This is a genomic window from Pedobacter sandarakinus, assembly GCF_026240095.1.
In the GTDB taxonomy this organism is placed as follows: Bacteria; Bacteroidota; Bacteroidia; order Sphingobacteriales; family Sphingobacteriaceae; genus Pedobacter; species Pedobacter sandarakinus.
The window spans coordinates 184,967-210,135 of the sequence record NZ_JAPIVG010000004.1 but is presented as its reverse complement, the minus strand read 5'-3'; the positions used below and the strand labels follow the sequence as shown (position 1 = coordinate 210,135).

At 40.4% G+C, this 25,169-nt stretch carries 20 protein-coding genes; 8 read left to right on the top strand and 12 right to left on the bottom strand.

Annotated elements, in window-relative coordinates:
* Window positions 1-798 precede the first annotated feature (798 nt).
* Window positions 799-1,083, top strand: a complete 285-nt coding sequence (locus OQ268_RS12275) for a hypothetical protein (RefSeq protein WP_265856435.1) — start codon at window positions 799-801, stop codon at window positions 1,081-1,083.
* Between the two features lie 234 nt (window positions 1,084-1,317).
* On the opposite strand, the gene OQ268_RS12270 is transcribed toward OQ268_RS12275, so the two are convergent.
* On the bottom strand, window positions 1,318-1,644 hold the full coding sequence (locus OQ268_RS12270; protein WP_265856434.1) for a nuclear transport factor 2 family protein: 327 nt from the start codon (window positions 1,642-1,644) through the stop codon (window positions 1,318-1,320).
* 461 nt (window positions 1,645-2,105) lie between these two features.
* Here OQ268_RS12270 and OQ268_RS12265 point away from each other — a divergent pair, with 461 nt between their 5' ends.
* The 4 genes from OQ268_RS12265 to OQ268_RS12250 all read left to right on the top strand — a co-directional run bounded on the left by OQ268_RS12265 (window position 2,106) and on the right by OQ268_RS12250 (window position 8,132).
* Entirely contained in the window at window positions 2,106-3,767 is a 1,662-nt protein-coding gene (locus OQ268_RS12265) for a 2,6-beta-D-fructofuranosidase (RefSeq protein WP_265856433.1), read from the top strand.
* A gap of 420 nt (window positions 3,768-4,187) precedes the next feature.
* Window positions 4,188-4,985 carry a 2Fe-2S iron-sulfur cluster-binding protein gene (locus OQ268_RS12260; RefSeq protein WP_322973996.1) on the top strand — a complete coding sequence of 266 codons (798 nt, stop codon included), beginning with the start codon at window positions 4,188-4,190 and terminating at the stop codon, window positions 4,983-4,985.
* 5 nt (window positions 4,986-4,990) lie between these two features.
* On the top strand, window positions 4,991-5,983 hold the full coding sequence (locus OQ268_RS12255) for an FAD binding domain-containing protein (protein WP_265856432.1): 993 nt from the start codon (window positions 4,991-4,993) through the stop codon (window positions 5,981-5,983).
* Window positions 5,984-6,005: 22 nt separating this feature from the next.
* Window positions 6,006-8,132, top strand: coding sequence for a xanthine dehydrogenase family protein molybdopterin-binding subunit (locus OQ268_RS12250; RefSeq protein WP_265856431.1), 2,127 nt, complete (start codon window positions 6,006-6,008; stop codon window positions 8,130-8,132).
* A gap of 70 nt (window positions 8,133-8,202) precedes the next feature.
* On the opposite strand, the gene moaCB is transcribed toward OQ268_RS12250, so the two are convergent.
* From moaCB to OQ268_RS12200, 10 genes are all read right to left on the bottom strand, one after another.
* Window positions 8,203-9,111, bottom strand: a complete 909-nt coding sequence (gene moaCB / locus OQ268_RS12245; protein ID WP_265856430.1) for a bifunctional molybdenum cofactor biosynthesis protein MoaC/MoaB — start codon at window positions 9,109-9,111, stop codon at window positions 8,203-8,205.
* Window position 9,112: 1 nt separating this feature from the next.
* Window positions 9,113-9,556 (bottom strand): molybdenum cofactor biosynthesis protein MoaE, encoded by a 444-nt coding sequence (locus OQ268_RS12240; protein ID WP_265856429.1) that lies wholly within the window; start codon window positions 9,554-9,556, stop codon window positions 9,113-9,115.
* Window positions 9,553-10,656, bottom strand: a complete 1,104-nt coding sequence (locus OQ268_RS12235; RefSeq protein ID WP_265856428.1) for a HesA/MoeB/ThiF family protein — start codon at window positions 10,654-10,656, stop codon at window positions 9,553-9,555. The genes OQ268_RS12240 and OQ268_RS12235 overlap by 4 nt, the downstream gene beginning before the upstream one ends.
* A 1-nt stretch (window position 10,657) precedes the next feature.
* Window positions 10,658-10,891 (bottom strand): MoaD/ThiS family protein, encoded by a 234-nt coding sequence (locus OQ268_RS12230; RefSeq protein ID WP_265856427.1) that lies wholly within the window; start codon window positions 10,889-10,891, stop codon window positions 10,658-10,660.
* A 163-nt stretch (window positions 10,892-11,054) separates the two neighbouring features.
* Window positions 11,055-11,795, bottom strand: coding sequence for a sulfite exporter TauE/SafE family protein (locus OQ268_RS12225; protein WP_265856426.1), 741 nt, complete (start codon window positions 11,793-11,795; stop codon window positions 11,055-11,057).
* A gap of 5 nt (window positions 11,796-11,800) precedes the next feature.
* Entirely contained in the window at window positions 11,801-12,979 is a 1,179-nt protein-coding gene (locus OQ268_RS12220) for a molybdopterin molybdotransferase MoeA (RefSeq protein WP_265856425.1), read from the bottom strand.
* Between the two features lie 3 nt (window positions 12,980-12,982).
* Entirely contained in the window at window positions 12,983-13,963 is a 981-nt protein-coding gene (gene moaA, locus OQ268_RS12215) for a GTP 3',8-cyclase MoaA (RefSeq protein ID WP_265856424.1), read from the bottom strand.
* Window positions 13,956-14,549 (bottom strand): nucleotidyltransferase family protein, encoded by a 594-nt coding sequence (locus OQ268_RS12210; protein WP_265856423.1) that lies wholly within the window; start codon window positions 14,547-14,549, stop codon window positions 13,956-13,958. Before OQ268_RS12210 ends, moaA begins: the two co-directional genes overlap by 8 nt.
* Before the next feature lie 10 nt (window positions 14,550-14,559).
* Window positions 14,560-15,660: an XdhC family protein gene (locus tag OQ268_RS12205; protein WP_265856422.1), complete on the bottom strand. Its 1,101-nt coding sequence runs from the start codon at window positions 15,658-15,660 to the stop codon at window positions 14,560-14,562.
* A 274-nt stretch (window positions 15,661-15,934) separates the two neighbouring features.
* Entirely contained in the window at window positions 15,935-19,663 is a 3,729-nt protein-coding gene (locus tag OQ268_RS12200) for a transglutaminase domain-containing protein (protein ID WP_265856421.1), read from the bottom strand.
* A 406-nt stretch (window positions 19,664-20,069) separates the two neighbouring features.
* Here OQ268_RS12200 and OQ268_RS12195 point away from each other — a divergent pair, with 406 nt between their 5' ends.
* From OQ268_RS12195 to OQ268_RS12185, 3 genes are all read left to right on the top strand, one after another.
* Window positions 20,070-20,522, top strand: a complete 453-nt coding sequence (locus tag OQ268_RS12195; protein WP_265856420.1) for a GNAT family N-acetyltransferase — start codon at window positions 20,070-20,072, stop codon at window positions 20,520-20,522.
* A 281-nt stretch (window positions 20,523-20,803) separates the two neighbouring features.
* A complete protein-coding gene (locus tag OQ268_RS12190) occupies window positions 20,804-21,625 on the top strand; it encodes a hypothetical protein (RefSeq protein WP_265856419.1) in 822 nt (273 codons plus the stop codon).
* Window positions 21,626-24,376, top strand: coding sequence for a CHAT domain-containing protein (locus tag OQ268_RS12185; RefSeq protein WP_265856418.1), 2,751 nt, complete (start codon window positions 21,626-21,628; stop codon window positions 24,374-24,376).
* Between the two features lie 12 nt (window positions 24,377-24,388).
* On the opposite strand, the gene OQ268_RS12180 is transcribed toward OQ268_RS12185, so the two are convergent.
* Complete coding sequence (locus OQ268_RS12180) at window positions 24,389-25,141, bottom strand: hypothetical protein (RefSeq protein WP_265856417.1); 753 nt, start codon at window positions 25,139-25,141, stop codon at window positions 24,389-24,391.
* Between the last annotated feature and the right edge of the window lie 28 nt (window positions 25,142-25,169).

Sequence of the window (25,169 nt, the reverse complement as noted above, 5' to 3'; positions counted from 1 at the left end):
TCAAACCGTTATCTGGTTGCTAATTCTTGAAGTTCTTTAAAATTTCGCATCAATTAGGCAATAACCCTATTCTTTTTGCTAAACTTGCTGGTATAGGCAAGGCCTTGGTTGTATCTTAAACTTTCACTAATAAATCTACCAGATATTCTATAATTGTTTAGGCTCTTCCATCCGCTTTACGAACATGGGTGTTCTACGCATAATAAATCCATCAGAAACATAATCTTTTTATCGATATCAAACGTTCAATTTTTCAATCCAATTTAAAGCAATCTTGCAGCAAGCAACGATGCAGCTATTTTGAACATATGCCCATGACGCATTTGTCGTTGTAATCAGAAATTCCTTACAGAAAAATAAAAAATATTTGGTGTTATTTACGTAAATAGTTGGTTGTTAGCTGCTATCTCATACGTAAGGTAATCAAATTAATAGAATAAGAAAAAATCATTATTTATAGTGGCCCAACAAGCGCCGCTAGCGTAGGTTATAGCTAACCCTGCTTTGATTGCAACTTATTGGTGAAGTGTTACCACAAGCAAATTTCACCTCATTTATTTGAAATCCGATGTATAACCCCAACATCGGATTCAATAAGGTTAATAGATTTACCAATTGCCTCTGCAATTAAGATTTGAAGTCATCGGTTGCAGCTTTGGTTCACTGGTCTGATTTAGAAAAATCGAATTGCATAGCAAATTATTGTAAGTGGACGTATCACCGAAGACAAAGTTCATAATTTTTTTTGTAAGGACCTAGCAGACGATTCGACTACGAGAGAAACAAAAACATAACAACATGGAAAATCACATTTTAAAATCGTTAGGTAAATTATTTCTTTCAGCTATGGTAGTAGTAACACTTTCTACATCAACTTTCGCAAGCAATCCGCAACAGGAGAAAGAGAAAATGTCTAAAATGAAACAAGATAAGATGGGCAAGGATAAAATGGATAAAAGTAAGATGTCTAAAATGAAAGCTGATTCAATGAAAAAAGCTAAAATGGAAAAAGCAAAAATGTCTCACAGCAAAATGTCCGACGGCAAAATGTCTGATAGCAAAGACGCTAAAGGAAAAATGTAGAAAGCGGGTAGGGAAGGTTCGCCTTTCCTACCTAAGTTTCATCAATGAAAAATGTTTAGGCTGATGTCTGGATTCATTGCAATAGACAAGCCTTCTCCATGTTCAAGTTAAGTAGATCTGATGATACCTTTAGCCAGCATGCCGCAATGATAAGCCTTTCAACCTACCCAGTATTTTTGAGTTCATTACTTTGCGGTTGTTACGATGTTATTTTCCTTCGATCTCCATTTTTCGTTATAGGCCATTTACCACGGTGTAAATATGCTTCACAAGTCCATCGAAAATGATATTATTTTCGAGATCTTTTACCTTTTGATGTACGGTAATTTCCATGGTTCCATCTTCTCTTTCCGAAAATTGTATTGGATCAACGGTTGGATTAATGGAACTCCACTGTCTGGTCCAGTAAGATCTTACTTGGCTATGCCCCTGCACATAACCACCTTCAAATGCTTTTGGCCATTCCACATCTGGGTGAAAGGTCATAAGTGCCTCGTCAATATCTCTCCGGTTAAAAGCAGCGTAAGCTTTCTCAATTAATTCCTGTTTCCCTGTTTTCATTCGTAAAGGTACTAAATGTTAGTATTGAATAATTGGTGAACCACGCAAAGTCGAACAGATTTCATATTCCTTAACGCTAAATGTCGCTCGAATATAATAGGGATCAAATCATCAATACTTCGCTATTTTGAATCTAATGATTGTATCATCTTTGTTGTTGTTATAAGAACCTGTATCATAAAATTCTATGCATAATATTTAGGCTAACAATGTTTAAGGTGCATTTTAGTTACAATCTACCGAATCAAAAACAGGAAATAAATGTGTCTAGCAAAACCCAGGTGTTTTTGATTACTATAACAAAGATTTATATTTAAAAATTAGTAGGTGTTTAATCTCGCCAAAGACTTAAAGTTGTACTGACAGCAATCAACCCTTTGGATTAGCTATTACACTATGCATTAATACAATGATATTATATTCAAAAGAAATTTTATCAAACAGGAAATAAAAAAAGTCAGATGATGATAAATACCTCAATTCTGCCGAAAGCAGTATTACTTTCCATTATTGCCTTATGCACCAGCTTTGTTGGATCTGCTTCAGAGATTAGCATAGCAATTAGTAAGAGATATCTAAACCTACCGGTTTCACACCAACAGGAGCGTAAAAAGATGGTTTTTGAAGTTAACGGTAAGCAGGAACGGTACTTTGTAATCCGTTTGGCAGCTGGCGAACCAGAATATTGGGTTTTTTGTGATGTTTCTGCGTTGAAGGGGGAAACGGTTAAAATTTCTTATGAAGGAGACGGAGCTGCTTTGAGCAAGATTTATCAGGCTGATGAAATTAACGCCCAGGCTATGCTTTATCATGAAGAAAACCGGCCTCAATTTCATTTCACCTCTAAGAGAGGATGGATTAATGATCCAAATGGAATGATTTACTATGAGGGAGAGTATCACCTTTTCTATCAACATAACCCTTTCGAAAGAGAGTGGGAAAACATGTCGTGGGGACATGCTGTAAGCAAAGACATGGTTCATTGGGAAGAATTACCAACCGCCTTGCTTCCTGATGAACATGGTACGATGTTTTCTGGTTCTACAGTTATAGATTATAACAATACTGCCGGATTTAATAAAGGTAAAACACCTGCAATGGTGGCCACATATACTGCAAATACAGCAGATAAACAAACGCAATGTATAGCATATAGTTTGGATAAGGGTAGAACATGGACTAAATATACTCAGAATCCAGTTATCGATTCGAAAGCAAAATGGAACAGTGTAGATACCCGAGATCCAAGGGTTTTTTGGTATGCGCCAGGAAATCATTGGGTAATGGTTTTAAATGAAAGGGATGGGCATTCAATCTATAATTCAACTAATTTGAAAGAATGGAATTACAAAAGCCACACAACAGGGTTTTGGGAATGCCCCGATTTATTTGAACTACCAATTGATGACGACCCCAAAAAAACAAAATGGGTAATGTATGGCGCCTCCAATACCTATATGATCGGTTCTTTTGATGGACAGAAGTTTATCCCGGAGTCTGGTAAACATTACTACGTTACCGGTTCCATCTATGCGGCCCAAACTTTTACCAATATCCCCAAGTCTGACGGCAGAAGGATACAGATAGGATGGAGTAGAATTAGTCATAAGGGGATGCCTTTCAATGGCATGATGCTGATGCCGACTGAACTTAAGCTAAAATCGACAAAAGATGGTGTTCGTTTATTCAGTGAGCCTATCAAAGAAACAAATCAGCTTTTCTCGAGCGTGAACAAATGGACCAACCTAAAAAGTGATGCTGCAAATGAGCATTTAAGAGCCTATAATAACGTGGCAACATGTCGTATCAGAACCAAGATAAAACTTTCTCATGCTACCAGTGCAGGCATCAGTTTAAACGGACAGAAGATTTTGGATTATGATATGAATTTTAACCTGGTCAATGGTGTGTTTTATTCACCGGAAGAAATGACGAGTATGGAAATTAGCGCTGACATATATATCGATAAAACTTCCATCGAAGTATTTATTGATGGCGGTGCCTACTCGTATTCAATGGAAAGGAAAGTAGACGGGAACAATAAAGATGGGTTTAAATTTTGGGGCAATAACATTAACGTTGAAACGCTGGAAGTTTTTTCAGTCAAACCCATTTGGAAATAAATCAATAAGGAAGCAGGAAGACCTGATAGGTAAAAATTGATAGTGGGATAATGTTAGCTTGTTGATAGTTTCTCCATCTGCCCTTTTCATCTCTTCAATCCATACTGAACTTTAATGTGCTTTATTTCGAAGGAAAACCAATTTAGTACTATTGTAGTACACTATCTATGCTTTATCCCTACTTAAGCTATGCTTATACTATGCTGATAGTACCCATCTCCAACTAAGACTCGGAAGCTGGTTGCACCCGAATTTTTTTCCAAACCTTTGCCAATAGCGGTGGCATTGTGCCGAAATGCATCCATCTAAATGCATTGATTAGTTACAATGCTTGGTGCCCATTTCAAAAACTAATTGCCTGAAGCCTTGTTATGATAAGGTATATTATGCCATGTGCTAAACCTACTTTCTTTGATTGATATGAACGATGAATACAAAAAAACCAAGTTGACTGAAGAGGAGAAACAACTCTTTAGTGAACTTATGCCTGAAGACCTCACAGAGATCATTGAGAAAGGTGTTAACCGCAGGCATTTTATGAAGTTAATGGGCTTTGCAGCCGGCGGTGCCCTAATTACACACCTCATAGGTGCTGAGCAAGCTTTTGCCAGATCCATTGAGTCTACAAACCCTTCAAAGCTTAACCCTTTGGCTATAGAAAACGGTGTAGATGTTACGTTTAAAGTTAACGGCGTTAGCAAAAAGGTTACGGTAGATTCACGAATGAGCCTATTAGATACACTTCGGGAAAGATTAGAACTAACAGGCTCGAAAAAAGGATGTGATCATGGTCAGTGTGGCGCATGTACCGTAATTGTTGATGACAGAAGAGTGCTCTCATGTTTAACACTGGCGGCTACTTGTACAGGAAAAGAGGTGGTAACAATTGAGGGCTTGGCAGAAGGAAATGAACTTCATCCGATGCAAATGTCATTCTTAAAACATGATGGATTTCAATGCGGTTTTTGTACTTCCGGACAAATTTGCTCAGCAGTTGCCTTAATAAAAGAAGCGAAGGATGGGCATGCGAGCTATGTAACTAAAGATGTGCGTAAACCTGTAACGACTGCGCTTTCTAAGGAAGAGATTAGAGAACGGATGTCTGGAAATATATGCCGCTGTGGTGCATATCCAAACATTGTTGCTGCAATACAAGAAATTAATAGTGGCATGCCGGTGGAACAAACCTGGCAATTTGCCGGACAATTTAAAGCATAAATGCCATGAGACCTTTTAAATTTACACCGGCGAAAGCAGTCTCCGAAGCGACAAGACTTGCCTCCAATAATTCGAACGCAAAATTCCTGGCGGGCGGAACAAATCTTATTGATCTGATGAAGGAAGATGTAGAGCGACCAGATGAATTGGTTTCTATCGACGGTATTCAATTAGATTACGTTAAAGAGTTGGCTGGCAATGGCGTTGAGCTTGGTGCTTTGGGCAAAAATACGGAAACGGCAAACCATCCACTCATCAGGCAACATTTTCCTTTACTCACACAGGCGATACTTGCCGGTGCTTCTGCGCAGATTAGAAACATGGCTACAAATGGTGGCAATTTAATGCAGCGCACTCGTTGTAGTTATTTTTACGATGTAAATATGCCCTGCAACAAGCGAGCGCCAGGTACGGGATGTGGCGCTATCGAAGGCATTAACCGCATGCATGCAATATTTGGGTGGTCAAATCAATGTATTGCGGTGTACCCATCAGACATGGCCGTTGCTTTATCTGCTTTAGAGGCTGTAGTCCATGTCCAAGGAGCGGACGGCCAAGTAAGGGCGATTGCCATCGGCGATTTTCATCGCCTTCCAGGTGATGCACCTGAAAAGGACAATTCCTTAAAATCGGGAGAAATCATTACTTCAATTAGCATTCCCAAAAATGAGATGGCAAACCATTCTTATTACCTTAAGGTGAGAGACCGGGCATCTTATGCATTCGCATTAGTTTCTGTTGGGGCTGCTCTTGCAGTTGTAAATAACAAGATTACCAAGGTACGCATAGCGATGGGTGGTGTAGCACATAAGCCATGGCGAGCATTAGCGGCGGAGAAGATGCTGATAGGAAAGTCGCCATCTGCTGCAAATTTTAAACTTGCTGCAGATGCAGAGATGAAACAGGCTAAAGGCTTTGAGCACAATCGTTTCAAGATAGAATTGGGAAGAAAGAGCATTGCGCTGGCGCTAGAAATGGCGATGAGAAAAATGGCTTAATCGTTCACATAAAAGAAATTTCATGCAAAACTTAGATCAAGTAACTGGTACCCCAATTAGCCGCATAGATGGTATCCTAAAAGTAACAGGAAAAGCTACATATGCAACAGACTACCCGATGAAAGACATGGCATATGCCGTGATTTTCAAGAGTACGATTGCTGCAGGTAAAATCACGAGCATAGACAGTTCCGCGGCAAAGGCCACTCCGGGTGTTCTGGCGATCATCACACATGAAAATGCGCCGAAATTAAATGAGAAGGGAGGTTTGAGGGGCGGGGCCTTACTGCAAAGTCCGGAGATTGTTTTCCATGGTCAACATATTGGTATGGTAGTAGCAGAAACTTTCGAGCAAGCCACACATGCTGCTAAGCTAATCAAGGTAGAATATCAAAAAGCCAACGGAAGAACTGATTTTGATGAACTGGCCAAAACAGCTGTAATGCCCAAGGATAAAGCGATGGCAGATCTTGTGAGGGGCAATGTGAAACAAGCCTATGCAAATGCAACTTATAAGATTTCTGAAGTTTATCAAACACCAATAGAACACCACCATCCCTTAGAACCTCATTCAAGTATTGCCGTGTGGGAACGTGAGAAGCTCACTTTGTATAATGCTTCTCAGATTGTAAATGGCGCACAAATGGCTGCTGCGGCAACGTTGAATATTAAACCTGAAGATGTGCGAATTATTTCTCCATTTATTGGGGGCGGATTCGGTTCAAAAGGGGGGCAATGGGCAAATATGGTGTTGGCAGCGGTTGCTGCAAAAATGGTTGATCGACCTGTTAAGCTTGCCCTTACCCGTCAGCAAATGTTCAATTCAGTAGGATTTCGTCAAAGAAATTTTCAACGCATTAGTCTGGCAGCAACCAAAGAAGGTAAATTGTTGTCTTTAGCGCATGAAACCACCACACATACCGCGATTGACAACGAGTATATAGAAGGGTGTGGCGACGGTTCGAAGATTATGTATGACACTCCCAATTCGCTAATCAGCTATCGTGTAGTGCCAATGAACTTGATTCTGCCTACATACACTCGCGGGCCGGGAAAATCTACAGGAAGTTTTGCGCTTGAATCTGCTATGGATGAACTGGCTTATCAACTCAAGATTGATCCGATTGCATTTCGAATTAAAAATGAACCCAGTAAAGATCCATCTAACAATAAGCCATGGTCATCACGCACTACGGTGCAATGTTTAGAAGAGGGGGCTAAGGCTTTCGGTTGGGAAAAACGGAAGTTCCAGCCGAGGCAGCAGCAGTCGGGTGATGAATGGATAGGCTATGGCGTTGCCTGTGGTACCTATCCGGCGAGACAGCGAGAAAGCTCGGCACTTATAAAATTAAAACGCAATGGAGATGTGGTTCTGGCAAGTGTAGCGCTGGCAGCTTCAGACTTGGGTACGGGTACGAATACAATATTGGCTCAAACTGCTGCGGATGGCTTGGGTATACCGCTGGCTAACATAACCATTTCTATTGGAGATTCTGACTTGCCCCCTGCGGCAGGTTCTGTCGGTTCTGTTGGTGCGTCCAGTTTTGCAAATGCAGTAAACGATGCCTGTATTAAAATAACAGATGAACTTTTGGCCAAATCAGATAAGCAGTTTTTCGTCCGCCCAACGGCAGCGCAGTTGATGTTGAGTGAAAACTTTCGTGAATTTGAATCGAGGGTAGATGCTAAGCCTCCTGTTAATGCAGGCGATTATTCTAGTCATAGCTTCAACGCCAATTTTGCAGAGGTTAGGGTAAACAAGTACACCGGAGTAGCCAGGGTCTCACGCTTTTTAGCCGTTACGGGTGCCGGAAAAATTTTAAACCCCAAAACAGCACGCTCTCAAATTATTGGGGGAAATGTTTGGGGAATTGGCATGGCACTTACAGAAGAATCGGTTATTGATCCACGTTGGGGCAATTTCGCTACCCGATCTTTTGGAGATTATCATGTGCCTGCAAATCTCGACATTGGCGATATTGAAACCATTTTTATCCGTGAGAACGATCCCATCCCAAACAAGATGGGTGTTAAAGGCATTGGCGAAGTCGGCATTGTTGGGGTAGCGGCAGCCGTAGCAAATGCAATCTTCAATGCTACCGGAAAGCGGGTTAGAAGTTTGCCAATTACACCAGATAAACTACTTTAGATGCTTTCACTCTCATCAGTTATCCTATAATTGATCACTGATGAGGCTTTTTGAATATACCTGGCGACGGTTAATGACCCTCGCCTTTGGCTATTTTAAACAGGTGCAAGATTTGAGGGAATAATGCATCCATACTTTCAGTCACACCACTTTTCGATCCGGGTAATGTGATAACCAAAGTATCTTTTATAAATCCTGCGACACCTCTCGATAACATGGCGTAAGGCATCCTATCTTGTCCGTACCTACGTGCTGTTTCCATAATTCCGTCGATTTTTCTATCGATAAGTGGTGCAATAGCTTCTGGGGTTACATCTCGTGGAGAGAGGCCAGTTCCGCCGGTAAATAGGAGCAGCTGATGTTCGCTGGTGGCCAGTGACGAAGCTTTTTCCCGAATGGTTTCGAGATCATCCGGAAGTACGTCGTAGCTCAGCGTTTCAATTCCAAGGCTTTCCAATCTCGCTATAATTGCTTTTCCAGAACGATCTTCTGCCTTTTTTTCAAAAACGGAATCAGAACAAACTACTACAGCAGCTTTTAGTTCTGGAAACTTTAAATGTTTCATATCGGTTTTTCCGCCAGACTTTTTAACCAAACCGATGTTTTCAATCGTGATACCTTTATCAATTGGTTTCAGCATATCATACATAGTAAGCGCCGTTACACTTGCGCCATGCATGGCTTCAACCTCCACTCCGGTTTTATAAATAGTATGGACTTCTACAGCAATCACGATTGCTAATTCGATAATTTCGAAAGTAATAGCCGTAAATTCAATAGGAAGTGGGTGGCAGTCTGGGATGACATCGCTGGTTTTTTTAACGCCAAAAAGTCCCGCTGCACGAGCAAATTCAAATACATCGCCCTTGGGTACTTTGCGTTGCACCAAGGCTTCAATCGTTTCTTGTTTAGATACCCTAACGGTTGCCGTCGCTACTGCAATGCGCAAGGTGTTTGATTTGTGTGTGATATTTACCATTCTAGCTATTTTCTTTCCATTGTATGGTTTCGTTGTCGAAAATTTCCTTACCCCAAATTGGCAATTCTGCTTTGATGCGTTCTACCAGTTCCTCGCAGGCAGCCATTGCAGCTTTTCTGCGTACCGATGAGGTAAATATAAAAAGGCAAATCTCGCCAGCATTAACCTTGCCCAGGCTATGGTACACGTGCAGGCATGTAAGCGAATATTTTTGAAACATTTCTTCCCGAATTTCATGCATTTTTGCCAGTGCAAGTTCCTGGTAAGTGGTGTACTCAATGGCTTGCACCTGATTTCCATCGATCTCATCCTGCCGCACCTGACCTAAAAAAATACTATGTGCGCCAATATTGGTTTTGCTCTGATGTTTGCTAATACTATCGGCAATAAAGGTTGGAGAAATAGTCCCTTCCTTAAAAATGTTTTTAAATTGGTGTCCGCTCATCGTGTAAGTGAATAAAAATATGGGTATCGGGCTATGCCGCCTTTTAGACTATAAATTTTTTTGGTGTTGCTGTATTTTTCCCTTAGAAGTGCCGCTGCTGCCATGCTGCGAATGCCGTGCTGGCAAATTAAAACGATATGTGGCTGGTCGATTTCAAGTGCCAATAAACCGTCTATCGCAGACATTGGGATTTTTACTATGTTAGGCAAATCTAACGCGGGCAGTTCGGTTGTTTCCCGTACATCGATTAACAAGGCCTGGCCATCTGCTGCCAGCTTAGCCAATTTCGCTGCGTCGATTTCTTCAATCTCCTCTTCTTTAGTTTGATGTATTTGGATTAATTCAGCTGCGCTGGATGGAAGGTGGTAACTCCCTGCGGGAGAAGGAATTATCGAAATTTCATATCCTTTTTGTTGAAGCAAATTGTAGGTAAGTATGCTATTGACCAAAGGCTGCCCGATGCGGGTGATCAGTTTGATCGCTTCTGCAGCCTGCATGATACCTATAATGCCTGGTAGAACGCCCAAAACTCCGTTTTCTGCACAATTGGGAATTTCTCCTTCGCCTGGAGGAATGGGAAAAATGTCTCTGTAGTTTGTTTTTTGACCGTATTGATCTTCTACACCAAAAATAGCCAGCTGACCTTCAAAACCAGAAACTGCGGCAAAAACCAATGGCTTATTTAGCAAGATGCAGGCATCATTAATCAGATATCTCGATTCGAAGTTATCTGTTCCATCCAGGATATAATCGTATTTTTCGAAAAGTTCGATGATATTGTTGGCATCAAGACGTACAGGATATTTATTAATAGAAATCTCTGGATTGAGCGCCGCTAGATGCTGTGCGGCAATGTCTACTTTGAGCCTGCCTATATCTGCCGTGGAATATAAAACCTGTCGGTGCAGGTTGCTCAATGAAATTCGATCATGATCGATAATGCCAAGTTTTCCAATGCCAGCGCCAGCAAGGTACTGCAATGCCGGACATCCGAGTCCACCAGCACCAATTACCAAAACGCTTGCTTTTGAAAGCAACTCTTGTGCTGCTACGCCGAAGCCCTCAAGAATTTCTTGCCTCTGATATCGTTCGTTCTTCATTTTATCCTCCAGAAAAGGGTGGTAAAATTGCAACTGTGGCATTTTCTGGTACCGGAACGTTTGTTTGTACCAATGCTTCATTTACAGCCAATTTATATTTAATCTGCCTCAATTCCGGAAAACGTTCCTCCAAATGATTTTTTAATTCATCAGAGTTATTGACATTGTTAACGAGCAACGTTTGGGGCTTTGCAAAGTCAGTAATTTTTCCGAAGGTGATTAAATTGATTTCCATTATACTAATTTACCTGTAAATGCTTGTTTTTTACTAATTGATCTTTAAATCTTGCAATTCGCTTGCTGTTTGGATGATATCTCTTCTAACCTATTTGAATGAAGATTTAACTCATTCCACATTTTCTAACGTTCAGATTAAGCAGGATGATCAGTACTAAATTTTATGCATGGGTGAATAATAGTTTGTAGGCCGCCAAGGCCAGTACAACTGCCAATACGTTTTTTAATACCGTTTGTGGGAATTTGAGGGCGCCGAAGTATGCACCACAAAGCCCCCCTAAAAATGCCACGCCCACGTAGGTAAGCATATCAGGACTAAAAACGAAACCTTTTACAAGCTGACCGCCAAGTCCGGCAACGGAGTTGACAAAAATGAATGCTGCACTTATCGCTGCGGCCTGTTTTTGATCAGTCCACTTCAACAGCAACAGCACTGGCGAAAGAATAATTCCACCACCAATACCAATCATCCCAGAAAGTAAACCAATAATACTTCCTATTGCCAGAGACAACGGGATGTTTGGTGTTTTTCGCTCATCCGGACCAGCATCCTTAAAGAAAAAAAAACGAATAACGGGGATGAGCAACAGTACACCCAGGATTTTTTTGTAAACAGCACTTTCGATGGCCATTGTGCCACCAATGAACGACATTGGGATAGATGCAGCTGCAAAAGGCCAAAAAGTTTTCCATCGAAAATGACCACCTCGATAAAATTGAATAAACGATACCGATGAAACAAAAAGGTTTAGCAATAATGCCGTTGGTTTCATGATTAAAGGCGAGATGGCAAAGATGGCCATCAAAGCCAGGTAGCCACTTGCACCCCCATGGCCAACCGAAGAATAGAGGAAGGCAACAATAAATAGTAATCCAAAAAAAAGTAAAAGATCTATCTGCATTGGCATTAGTGTGGTAAATGTAAAATGTTTATTTGATCGCCGGCATTGAAAATCTCGCGATCTTCTGGCAGACAGATTAAGCAATTGGCTTGGCTGAATGCAGAAAGGCGGAAAGATTCCTGTTCTGCTAATGGCGTTACTTTTCCATCGGCATAAAATCCTTTTAGAAAATGAGTAAGCCCTTTGGGTTTTTCATAGCTAGTAGTAAGTATTGCCGTTAACTCCTGTACCGAGTTCTTTTTATTTGAAAGTTGATGCAGCGTTGGCAGAACATAATTATAAAAGCAGTTAAGAACGGAGGAGGGGTTTCCCGGAAGACCAAAGACAAATTGATCGTTCTTCTTGCCTATGAATAATGGTTTTCCCGGTTTCTGTTTTACTTTATGGAAGAGTTGCTGCACCCCACAAAGCTGCGATGCTTGGATCACGAAATCGTAATCGCCTACACTTACGCCACCTGTTAATAACACTACATCCTTTGTTTCTATTGCCTGTTGCAGCACATCTCTCAGTATTTCAAGATCATCATCTGCCATCATAATTTCGATGTCATTGATGCCCGCTTGTGTGAGCGCTGTTGCGAGTGAGAAAGAATTCGCCTCATACACCTGACCAAAACTTAGCGGTTGTCCCGGTGTTTGCAATTCTTTCCCGGTAAGGATGATGGCTACGCTCGGCATCGGGTAAACGGAAACACTTTGGATACCAATCTGTGCAAGGAAGCCAATGGCCGCCGGGCTAAGCAGGGTATCTTTTTCCATTGCCAAAGTGCCATTCGTTACTTCCGCACCTGCCTTTCGAACGTTTGAACCTAATTTAAGGTGTTCATCACCAACTACCAGGAATCCGTTTTCAAAATGCACCTTTTCTTGCATAACAACCGTATCCGCTCCATTTGGTAGCGGCGCCCCCGTAAAAATCCGAGAGGCTTCCCCAGCGGCAATTTCAGTTTGTTGGCTTGTACCAGCAGCCATCTCGCCATTTAGCTTCAGATGCTGGTCTTTATCTTTGAAATTAAATGCATAGCCATCCATACTCGACTGTGAAAATGCCGGAATATCGCAAATGGCAAAAATATCTTCTGCCAATATATGCCCCCCTACCTTTTCGAGCGACAGGGTTACAGGCTTAAGGGGATTAATATTTTTAGCGAGAATGGCTTTGGCTTCTGTTACACTAATCATCAACTATCCTCCAATGGTAATCATGCTTCGATTATTGATTGCGCCTGCATCCAATTTTTCGAAATCTGTATTGAGCTGCCCGCCCAATTCTTTTGCTTTGCTCCAAATGGAAGCTTTTATCAATGGAAGAACATCTTCTCCAGCCCTTAAAGGTGCCAACAAGTTGGTTTCTCCTGCAGAAAAAAGACAGTTTTTTAATTTACCATCTGCCGTTAAACGCATCCGGTTGCAGGTGCTACAGAAAGGTTGCGTCATGGTGCTGATGATGGCGAAAGAACCTTCATGACCAGCCACCATAAAATGTTTTGCCGTATCGTTAGCCTTTGCAATTACTGGAAACACGGTATGTTTTTCCTCTATAATGGCTAAAATCTCGGCCAGCGAACACATCTTATTGCTTGTCCACCGGTTGCCACTAAAAGGCATAAACTCAATAAACCGAACCTGAATGGGGTTATGTTGTGTCCAGGCGATGAAGTCGAGGATTTCATCATCGTTCATACCCTTCATTACCACCATATTGAGTTTAACCATTATTTTATGTTGAAGCAGTAGCTCAATATTGCTTTTCACCAAGTGGAAAACATCGCGACGGGTAATCAATTTAAACTTTTCTGGTTGGAGCGTATCCAGACTGATATTGATGCTTTTGATGTTGGCAGCCAGGAGTGTCGGTAAAAGATCGTTAATTCGGGTGCCATTGGTGGTAATGGCCAATTCTACAGGAAGTTTGGCCAGCGCCAAAATAATCTCACCGGCGTCTTTTCTTACAAGTGGCTCGCCACCAGTCAGCCTGATCTTTTTTACGCCATTTTCAACAAATATGGTGGCTAGCTTTACAATTTCATCTGCCTGCATTAGGCGTGATGCTGGGGTGAAATCGTATTCCTCTTCTGGCATGCAGTAGAAGCAGCGGAAGTTGCAATTATCGGTTAGCGAAATTCGCAGATAGTCGTGAACCCTTCCGAATGAATCTTCAATCATGCTGTGTGTTTTTATAATTTATGTAATCGGCTTCCGTATCAATATCAAATGCTCCGCCCTCGAAATTTATGGTGGCAAGATCAGATCGATGTTTCTTTATCAGCTTCCTGGCACCTTCATCGCCAGCAAGCTTCAGTAGTTCATCATAATACTTTGAACTAAACAATACAGGGGTGCCCAATGTTTTACCGTATGCGGCAGAAACAATTCCTGCCTTACTTTCCGCTGCTTTCGCGACCAATTGTTCAAATACCTTTGCCGATATGTAAGGTTGATCGCATACAGCAAATATAACTTGTTTTGGCAGGTTTCCATCGTCTAGTTGCGCCAAGCCTGAAATAATACTTGTGGACATACCTTTTTGCCAATTGCTATTTACTACTATTTGTGCTTTACCAGGATTTAAGCAGGAGACCGTTTCTTCAGCTGATGCACCTACAACTACCAGAATTGGCGAAAGCTGTGCAGATTGGGCTTCATCAATTACATGTTGGAGCAAGGATTTACCACCCACTTTTAGTAGCTGCTTAGGTCGGCCGAGCCTTGAAGAACTGCCGGCGGCAAGAATAATTATTGCAGTATGCACAATATTGGTTCTAGAGGTTGTGAATTGGAGTGGTTTTGTTTTTTAGCAGTTTCGCGGAAGCACCAGAGAAAACCGCCTTTATCTCACTTACTATTGATAGGGCAATTTCTTCAGCGGTTTCTGCTCCAATATCGAGCCCAACAGGACCATGCACTTGGTTAAGATCATCGTATCTATCAAGCTTTAGATCATCGTACATGCGATGTAGCTTCTTTTTTGGACCTAGCACCCCGATGTATTTCACTTCTCTTTTTAGTAAATTTCCAAGTAATTCCAGGTCGTAGTTGTAGTTGTGTGTCATCAAAACAAAAGCTGTTTGATCATCAATCTCCACTTTATTCAGAAGTTGTTCTGCATTTGCCAACACCAGGTGGTTTGCCTTTGGGAAACGTGCCTGTGTTACTTGTGCTGGTCTGCCATCGGCAACAGTAATTTCCCAACCCAGCAGGTTTGCCATCTCTACTAATGGCTGTGCATCATTGCCTGCACCTGCAATAACCAGCGCAATAGGTGGATTAATGTACTCAATAAAAGCATCTGTTGTTTGCCCTTCCAAATCGTAAATTTTAAACTGGCTGTCTTTTTCAGCAAATACTCTTCGGGTATCTTCAAGTAACTGATCATTACTGGTATTTTCATTGGCGACGATTTGCTGCAGCCCGGTATATAGCATACTGGTGCCTGGTTGGTTAATTCCACTAAGCGAAAAGAGCGTTACCAATACGGCAGGTTGTCGCTGAGCCGAAATTTTCCTTAGCAGTTCGATGGGATTGTTTAAATTATCGTTATGAATCGGCTCAAACAAGATATGTACAATGCCGTTGCAACCCAATTGCACACCGAACTTTGCATCGTCATCATCTGTTGTATCGTAGGTAACCAGTTTATTTTTTTGTTGGAGGATTGCCGTTAGGGCTTTTCTTAACGCATCTCCTTCGAGGCAACCACCACTGATGGCGCCAGTGAGCATTCCATCTTCGGTTACCAACATCCTGGCACCAGGCCTTCGATAAGAAGAGCCCTCTACCTTCACTACCGTAGCCAAAGCACATTGTTTACGATCAATTTGTGCTTTGGCATAGCTCGATAATATTTCCCTGATTTCTTTCATGATGCTAATTAAATGCCGCAAACCTTTGTTTTGTTTGAATTGGAATCAATGAATGCTGCAATTTTTTAAAACTATAAATAATTAAGGCATATTGATATCATTTTATGATGAAAATGGTCTAAAAGATGCGGCATTAAAGGTGATAACTTTAATTACGAGATGCTATCGTGATTTAGTTCCATAGGAATTTGCCATAAAAAAGCCCCCAAATAGTGTATAACTTTTTGGGGGCAGTACAGCTTTGAACAGACTCTGAATTCCAGAGATTTATCTGCTATTTGAAGGCCAATTGTTGCTGGTCTGATTCAGCCAATTTCTTGTACAAACTGTGGAATTCCTGTACTTTATCTTTGGCAACAAAGTCTTTTTTAAGGATAAATGTCCTGTTAATAATTACTTTGTTATTTAGCGATTTGCTGCTCAATGCATATTTGAAGTATTCATTGTCGATTGTTAAAGGCTTTACTGGTTCAATTAGTTTTTTACCTGTTGGAAGTTCAAGCGCAATTTCTTCATTCGTTTTATCTGTATAAAATAGTTGGGTTAAGTCGATACCAAAGTTTCGCGGTTCGGTAATGGTTAAACCAGCAGGGTAAATAGCGGCAGACCATGGAAGTGCAAAAATAGACATTCCCGCAACGGGTTTGCATACGTTTTTAAGCGTGTAAGTAGACTTGGCAGCGATGGTATCTGATAGTGCACTTTTCGGGTCAAGGTTGGTGAAACTTAAATCTGCCACGTCATTTTCAGGATATTGAGAGGATAACTGCTCTTTCATTTTTTTGATCTGATCTTTCAATGATAGGTTGTTATAATCATTTATTAAAAAGCTTACTGCTGCACCGGTATCAAAATTCGACTCTGTAATTTCCATGTTGTTGTCGTTGATTTTGATAGCCGTCTGGTAACTCATCGCATTAACGCTTCGGTTGGTTGGGTTTAGCTTGGTTAGCGTGGATGTAGCTTTATTGATGTTTAAAATTGGCGAACTGAGATCGCTATTGTAAAAGGTTCCGAAAGGCAACGAATTTGAAGTTAGTTCTAAGTAATAATCCTGTCCGTTGATATTCGCCTTGGCAATGCAATGGTTAAAATCGATACTTGGCAGTAACAGTGTATTTTGCCCATTATCTCTAGTTTTTGCCAATACAAGTTCTGCATTTACGCCCACCTCTTTACACATGGTTACAAATAGGGTAGATACGTCTTTGCAATCGCCAATTCGGGTATTAAGTACCGTTGCCGGATTCTGAGGAATGATACCACTTTGCCTGAACGAAACCGAGCTGTAGGCAATATTTTGGGTGATGTACTTGTAAATTGTTTTTATCTTCTGCAAATCATCTCCATTTTTGCTGCCAAATAACTGATTGGTAACAGATTTTACTTCGTAGCTGCTTCGGGCTTTTGCCGCGGCAATATTATTATACCAGTCTGCAACAAATTTCCAATCAGGAATAGTAGAAACGTAAAGTATGTTTGTCACATCATCTTGTGGGGGCATCTTATCTTCATATCTAAGCGCTATTTGATTTTTAGCATGCCATACATATTTATCGAATTCATCAATGCTGATTTTTTGAACTTCGATTGGATTTTCAGAAAACTTGTAGCTAAATTTTTTATCCTTATTGATTAATAGAGAATATTTGGTGTTTACATACGAATTGCCATGAGTAAAGTAAAAACTACTCCAAAAGTGAGCGGCCAGGCTGCCGATATTGTAATTCTGTAACTTGTATCGGATGTTGATGATATCGCCAACTTCTAGATTCGTAAATACCATGTTATTGTTGTTTTGTTCAGCAGGTGTTTTCACGCCTGATGGTTTAATAACTTCGGCAACCTCTACAATCAGTGTTTGATCGCCATTGTAAGCGATATCATATTCTTTTAAACCTTCTAAACCTTTTTGGGTAAGTACTTTTGTAGTATAAAAGTGTTTTTCTTCGGAACCGCCGTTTTCATATACAACGGCTTGTACTTCTTCATTTAAAATTACGCTATGATCATCCGGATACTCTTTCAAACCCGGTGCGTTTTTAATTAACTGACTAATATCAGGCTGCTCAAAATATTCGAAAACATCTTTTTTATTGTTTAATTTCCTTAACTGTTCAAGCGCCGCATAGTTATTGGGGTTAATACTTAAGCTTTTTTTATAATTTTCATCGGCCTTTGCCTTATCTTTTTTGGCCTCGTAAATAAGGCCTAAAGTATGGTAGTAAGAACTGATATATGGCGAGAGCTTTATTGTTTTAAGCATGTACTCTTCTGCCTTATCATATTTTTGAATTTTATAGTAGACATTGGCTAAATCATTATAAATGCCTGTTGCAATAGGATCATTTTTGATTTCCTGAAGATAGATGTTGACAGCATTATTCACATCCGCTTTATCAAGATAAATCCCTGATAGGAATTTAGAATAGTTGTAGGCATCGTTTTCCGTTACATATTTTTTAACAACATTTAGCGCCTGCGCATTCTTTTTTACTTCGTTCTCTATTACATATTTCAGGTACATGAAAGTGTTGTTGTCTGGCCATTGTTTATATGCCTTCTCTGCCAGTTCAATAACTTTATCCTGGTTGTTCCTCTTGCTGGCAATTTTAATTTGTTTGGCAGTAACATTCTCTGTTTGTCCGAAGCGCTTCTCTATCCGTTGTAAAACTTCCTCAGCTTTATCGAAATTATCTTGCGAATAGTATTCTTCGAAAAGCAAATCTAAGCCAAGGGCACCTTCAGGGTCGGCAGTTTTAATTTGTTCTTGTGCAGTAGTAATTCCCGTTCTGTTTTCTTCTTTTGCATGAAGTTCTATCATCATCGCATTTAAGTAAGTGCTTTCTGGGAATTTACTTCTCAACTGCTCCAAGATATTTCTGGCCTCGAAAATGATGTCATCACGCAAGTACATCTTTGCCATTAGCACTTGGCTAAGCACATCGGAAGAGTCTTTTTTTATCGCGGTTCTAAAAAACTCGTAAGCACGGGCATCTAATCGTGCCGGTTTAAATGCGGTTTCTTTTTGATAGGGCTGATATTCGTCCACATTGGTTAGGTTACTTATGGGCTGTCCTTTTTCATCGGTTATCCGCAATAAGAAGTTAGAGCTTCCGGCATAACTTTCACCAACCTGAACTAAGATTCTATTGTAACCCGCATTCAGTTTCACTGTTGAAATATATGCGTCAAGATCATTATTTCTTTCTTCCGCCTCACTAATTAATAATTGGTCATTCACCCACACTTTTACCGAACCTGAAACACCAATTCGAAGCTGACCTTTAATTTCTGCAGGAGCATTTACAAAGGTTTGCGCAAACATAATGGCTTGATATGGGTCATCATAAAAAGTAAAATCGAACCATTTACTATGTTTTGTAGCCGGAACTTTTCTCCATCCGAACTTAAGATTGCGCTTTCCGCTAAAAACAGCATCCGCTTGTGGTTTATCTAATACATCGTAAGTTTTATCGAAGCCACTGGTAGAAATATTTTCGAAACGGCTGGTGATTTGCCAGTTGTCTATCGAACCAATTTGGGCATAAGCTTTATCCGCTTCTGCAATCTTTTTTGAACTTTCATATTTCGATCCCATAGATCCATAGGCCATGGCGTGTATCGCACCATCAAAATTTTTATTGACTGCAATTTCGTTGATTAAAGCGAAGTTAGCCGGTCCAACCTTGCTGGGTTGATCATGTATCGATGGGCTTTTCCAAAGTGCGAAGATATACGGCTCCTGGTTTTTGGAAAGGCCGTAAAATTTTTTAAAATAGTCTAGTGCATCAGCGCTCGAATAGGTCAAATCAGAGATTAAGCTTAGGCCTAAATACGCATTTTCGGCAGTTTCGGGCTTGTTAGCTAGTTCTTTAAAAGCTTTCGTGGCTTGTTCAGTATCGTTTTTAAAAAAACTTTGCCATGCAGAATTGAGGTCTTGAGCGCTAGAATAAAAAAAAGTCAATAGTAGCGCAGAGAGCAGAGAGAGAGTTTTGTTCATGTTTCAATGATAAATATTTTTTTGATAAAGATTATTTTTTTGTTGAAAAATATTTGAGTCCATCAGAAACGCTTCCAGAGCTAAAATTTAAGCCGTGGATTGGCTAAATCAAACTTATGAATGCTCGTCTTCTGATGCGCAATCAAATGGAAAGTAAGTGTTTGTGAAAATTAACCGACTGCAGAGGGGGCTCCTCTCTGTGCTCTGGCCTATTTAGGTAGCATCGAAAAAATATAGTACAAATTCGAAACTCAGGAATACTATTTGTTTTATTTGCCAACACTTTCAGTGCATCATTTTTTTAACCAAAGTATGATGCAAACTTTTATCTAAATTTTAGGGTTGTTCGGTGGTACATAATGTTAAAACTGTTAATACATTTACAAATAATATTCATCCTTAACCAATGACGACCCTTACGCAGAATCCTGAATTTGATTACCAGTTTAATCCCAACCTCGATGCCGTTGATTGGAAAAGAGTTCATCAGTTGTTTCAAAAAATAAATTGGAAACATCGTGTAGAGGAAGAGATCAAGCGAGCCTTTCAAATGAGTTCCATTACCGTTTTTATCTATCATCAAGACGTTATCATTGCTTTTGGCCGGGTGGTGGGAGACGGACGTTATTACGCCATGCTGGCAGATATCGTAGTAGACCCTGATTATCAGGGGAAAGGCCTGGGTAAATATTTAGTAACTGCGCTCAACCAGATGCTGGTTGATTATCACTTTGTGAATCTAAGTGCCGCACCCGGTGCAGATGCATTTTACAAAAGCATGGGCTGGAAGAAGCAAACTACAGCATTCATCTGGCCACAAGGTCCGAAACAGCTTAGGCAACATTGTGAACGCGATTAACTTTGCAAACGAAGGCTAATCTCTAAAGATTTGGGTGATAAGTTCTCGCTCGGATGATGGTTTTACGATTGCTTTGATTTAATATTTTATTGGTTACATTTTTTGTGTGTGCGTTTACTAACAATAAAATGCAATCGCGTAAACAGTTATTAGGCGCAGAAATATTTTATAGTATTTTTAAACCTCAATGATTAATCTTGGAATCAAAGCTTAAATTTGTTAGAGATTAATGCTTAAATTTAGTTTGTGGCAGGCGACTCATTTTATTATTCATATTTAACATGTTAGGTAGAAATTTTAATACGGCGTGGGTTTTTATTCTGGTATTTTGCTTTGGGGCTTGTAAAAAATCAAGTAAAAATATAGATGAACCTACAGTCCAGAGCCAGAAATTATATCCAGATTCTATCTTCTACATTCAAAGTAGTAATGTGGTTGTAAAACCTGTTCAGGCTTTATCTGGTAGTTATGTTTCTCTACCAGAGGGGTTAAAGATTGATAAGAGAACTGGCTACATCGATGTTAACCAAAGCGAAACTGGCTTGCGTTACCTGGTGCTGTTCACGCCAGATGGTTCTACAGAAACTCAGAAGAGTTACCTCACCATTTCGGGTATCAACTATGCCGATAAAATTTTTAATCTTGCTTTGGGTGATTCTATTGCAAGGCCAATATACAACGCTGATGCAAAGTTATCATTTCCCAATGCTGGCAAAAACAATGTTTTTGATGAAGGTGGCAGTTGCAAGAAGGCCGGTATTGTTTTGAATGGAGAGAACGGGGTAATTAATCTTGCACAATCTATAAGAAACCAAGCGATTGATACAGGTGCTACAGAACAGGTTAAGCTTGTTTACCGATTAAATGATGGTAGTAACCGGACTGTTAATGGCATTAACATAAAAATTTACTTTTACCGCAATGCCGGAGAAATTCCGAAATATTTAACGGAACTGCTTGCCACCAGAAGAACCACGGTATTGGCAGCGGGCACAGATGCGCAAAGCACAGCAACCAGTACCCAGAACTTACTCAGTTTAGCTTCAAAATCAGTAAGTTTGGCCAGGCCTAGACCACCGTGCATCATTGTTGTCGGAAATTAAATGGTTAAAAATCTTCTCTTTGTACTATCGCTTTTTATGTTGGCCGCAAATGCGGAAGCACAATCGCTTTCGTACAAACAACAATATTCACTGGCAGCCAGGTATGCTAATTCGACATCTCCAACTGACGCCACCGATGCCCTTGCGCTAAAGCACTACCTTAGCGTGATTGGGATTTTAACCAACAAACAGTCAGACAATTTGTTCTTACTTAAAACCTACATCGAAGTTGGCGCTTTTATGCAGGTGTTAGATAGGCAAGATGAAGCCATTGGTTTTTTTAAGCAATCCTTTGAACTTAAGCCTAAGATTGGCGGACTAAATGACTCCATTCTTTTTGCACCATATGTTTACTGCGGTAATAGTTATTTTAGAAAGGATAAGCTAGACTCTGCTCAACTCTTTTATCTCAAGGCGAAGAAAATAGCCGATAAATTTCCGAAAGTAGATCAACAAGAAAGGCTGTTTAATACGCTTGGAGTCATTGCTTATTCTACCGGAAATTATAATACAAGTGTATCCTATTACGAAAAAGCCATTTCAGTACTCGAAAGTAATGCCCGTCTCGACCGGGATTTGCTTTTAACCTATCAGAGTAACTTGGCCTCTGCCTTTAGGAAATTAAAACGCTTTCGAGAAGCTTTCGTTATCTATAAAGACCTGTTGCATTATAAAATCGAAACCACAAAAATCTATCATAACCTAGGTTCGGCCTATCTGGCGGTGAACAAGCCTGATAGTGCGATATATTATTTTGAGAAAATAAAAGATAAAAGTGCTAAACTATTAAATGATCTGGCGGCCGCGTACCTGTTAAAAAAACAGCCTGATGTTGCGCTCAACTATTTGCGGTTGAGCAGAAGCCTAACGAAAGATAAAGGTTTCAATAGTATCCTAGGTAATAATTTGAAACTTACAGGGGATGGATGGGCAATGAAAAAAGAGTTGATCAAGGCCATATCGTTTTATCAGTATGCGATCAGGTGTTTTTATCCGGAATTTAATCCGAAGTACATCAATCAAAACCCAATGCACTTTTCAGGCGTTTTTAATACCATCGATTTGATGGAAACCTTTGTTGCCAAAGCAAAAATTCAGACATTGCTCTATCAACAGGGGCGAAAGGTAGCTCATTTGGACGGCGCATTAAATACTTACCAGGCTTTCTACAACCTGGCAGATCAGGTCACCAGATTTTATGATAATGACGAAGCTCGATTATTAATTAGCGACCGAAAATATACCGTCCATAAAAATGCAATTGCGGTTTGCTTGCAGCTTTTTGAGTTAACTCACAATACAGCATATCTGGAGAAAGCTTTCGTCCTGGATGAGGAGAACAAAGCTTCTATCCTGAGTTTATCCAGAGCAGCGGTGCAACTGGGCGCCAGCAGCAAGGTTTCAGGTAAACTTTTGTCGCTTGAAGATGCACTTAAAACCCGTATTACCCGCATTTCAATTAGCGCATCAGTTGAAGCTGATACCGCCAAGTTAAGCGTTTTTAAGCGGGAACTAAACGATAACATCCTTAAGCTTACAGATATCCAACAGAAAATAAGGGCAGCAGACAATCATCAAGAGCTTGCGTCGCATTCCGAGGCATTATCTCTCGCCGCTTTCCAGAGAAGTATACCTGCTTCCTCAGCCGTGTTGTCTTATCATATCGGGAATAAGAGTGTATTGTGTTTTGTCATCACAAATAACAGCTTCCATACATTTAGTAGCGCAATAGATGCCAATTTCTTTGCAGTATTAAACCGTTTCGAAAAACTTCTTCGCTTAAAGGATGGAAATCATAATAGAGAAGTGATGGTGCTCAGTCAGAAAATTTATCGTTCGCTGGTGAAGCCTGCTAAGGCAAATATTTCGGCGAAACACCACTTATATATTATTCCAGATGATGAGTTGAATAAAATTCCTTTCGAGGTGCTGGCAGATGATGAAGGAAACACCGTAATTAGTCAGTTTTCAGTGACTTATAATTACGCTTGCAGGTTGCTATTAGATGAGAACCATAATTTCGATTATCATAAAGCTAAAATGCTTGGCGTGGCACCATTTAATGCAAGTGGAAGTGCGGATTGGCCGGCATTGCCCTCTTCTCCAAAAGAAATAGCACGTCCTATCGGGATGAAGTTGCTAGGAAGATCAGCAAGTAAAAGTAATTTCCTAAAGCTATCTTCAAACTATGGCTTAATACATTTGGCCACCCATGCCACGGTCGATAATGACTCTCCAAACAAATCTTACATTGCTTTCTATCCTGATGCAGATGTTTCGGACTTGGAAAAAAAGCTGTACTTGCCAGAAATTTATAATTTAAAACTTCGCAATACGGGGCTGGTGATTTTAAGTGCTTGTGAGAGTGGAACAGGAGCGAGCGTACATGGAGAAGGATTAATGAGTTTAGCCAGGGCTTTTTCTTACGCAGGATGTGATAACATTATAACATCGATGTGGAATGCGGATGATGCTTCGACAGCGGCGGTTTTGGATAAATTTCACCTTTATAATGCCAAAGGTTTTGCTATTTCTAAGGCTTTACAAAAAGCCCAACTAGACTACCTGTCCGATGATAACATTTCACCCACTCGAAAAACCCAAGCCTATTGGGCGCATCTACGCGTCATTGGCAGCTTCGAAAAGGACGCTATCGATCAGAAAATTTGGATCTATTTCTTAATGATTCCGATCTGTATTGCACTTGCAATAATCTCCCGGAAACTTTTTGCAAAGTTCCGGGAGGGTTAGAATTGACCGGTGTTAACCGTGTCCGGGACCATCTTCTTGCTTTCCGCTTCTGTGTTCACTTTCCATTTTTGCAGCAGCAATATTTTGTAGATTAGTTTTTATTTTATTGTACAAGGCGGTATTAGATGTGTTGCTGATTAAGACTTTACCAGCCGTTTTTGTTGCAACGTTAAGCTCAGCCACGCCAATACCTTGAAGTATTTTGTTTACGCCCAGTACGAAAGTTGCTTTGAGATCTGTAGCGGCATCGATTTTAACATTTTCTACCTCAACTTTTAATGTTAAGTCCTCGTTTACGCTAATTTCAACAGGTGTGGCGCCATCCGTTCCCGCAAATGTTCCCTTAAAGGCAAGTGGAATTGTGCCGTTCGTCGATTTACTTAAAACCAGTTTGAGCGATATCTCGCGGTAAGTACCAGTATCAATTACCGATTTAACCACTTCAGGATTGATTGCGAAAAGGTTAATATTAGTTAAACCCTTTACCTCTATTTCTTTCTCAACAAGCCCTTTCTTCGCTTCAAATTCGAACTTGGTAACGTTAGCTGTTCCTTCTGTCCAGTTTATTGTTGCACTGGCAGTTCCTGTAGGCAAACTTACGCCGTTGGTACTGTTGCTTGTTGCAGTCAAATCTCCCTTTACGCTGAAAGTAATCTGCGACTCCGGATTTAAGTTAGCGTTACCTTCTTTTTTGCAACTGCTGAAGCTTAATAATGCTAAGCCAACTACGCCTAATCCGATACGTGTTTGTTTTAAACTTTTCATAATATCTGTATTTATATTAATGAGTAAC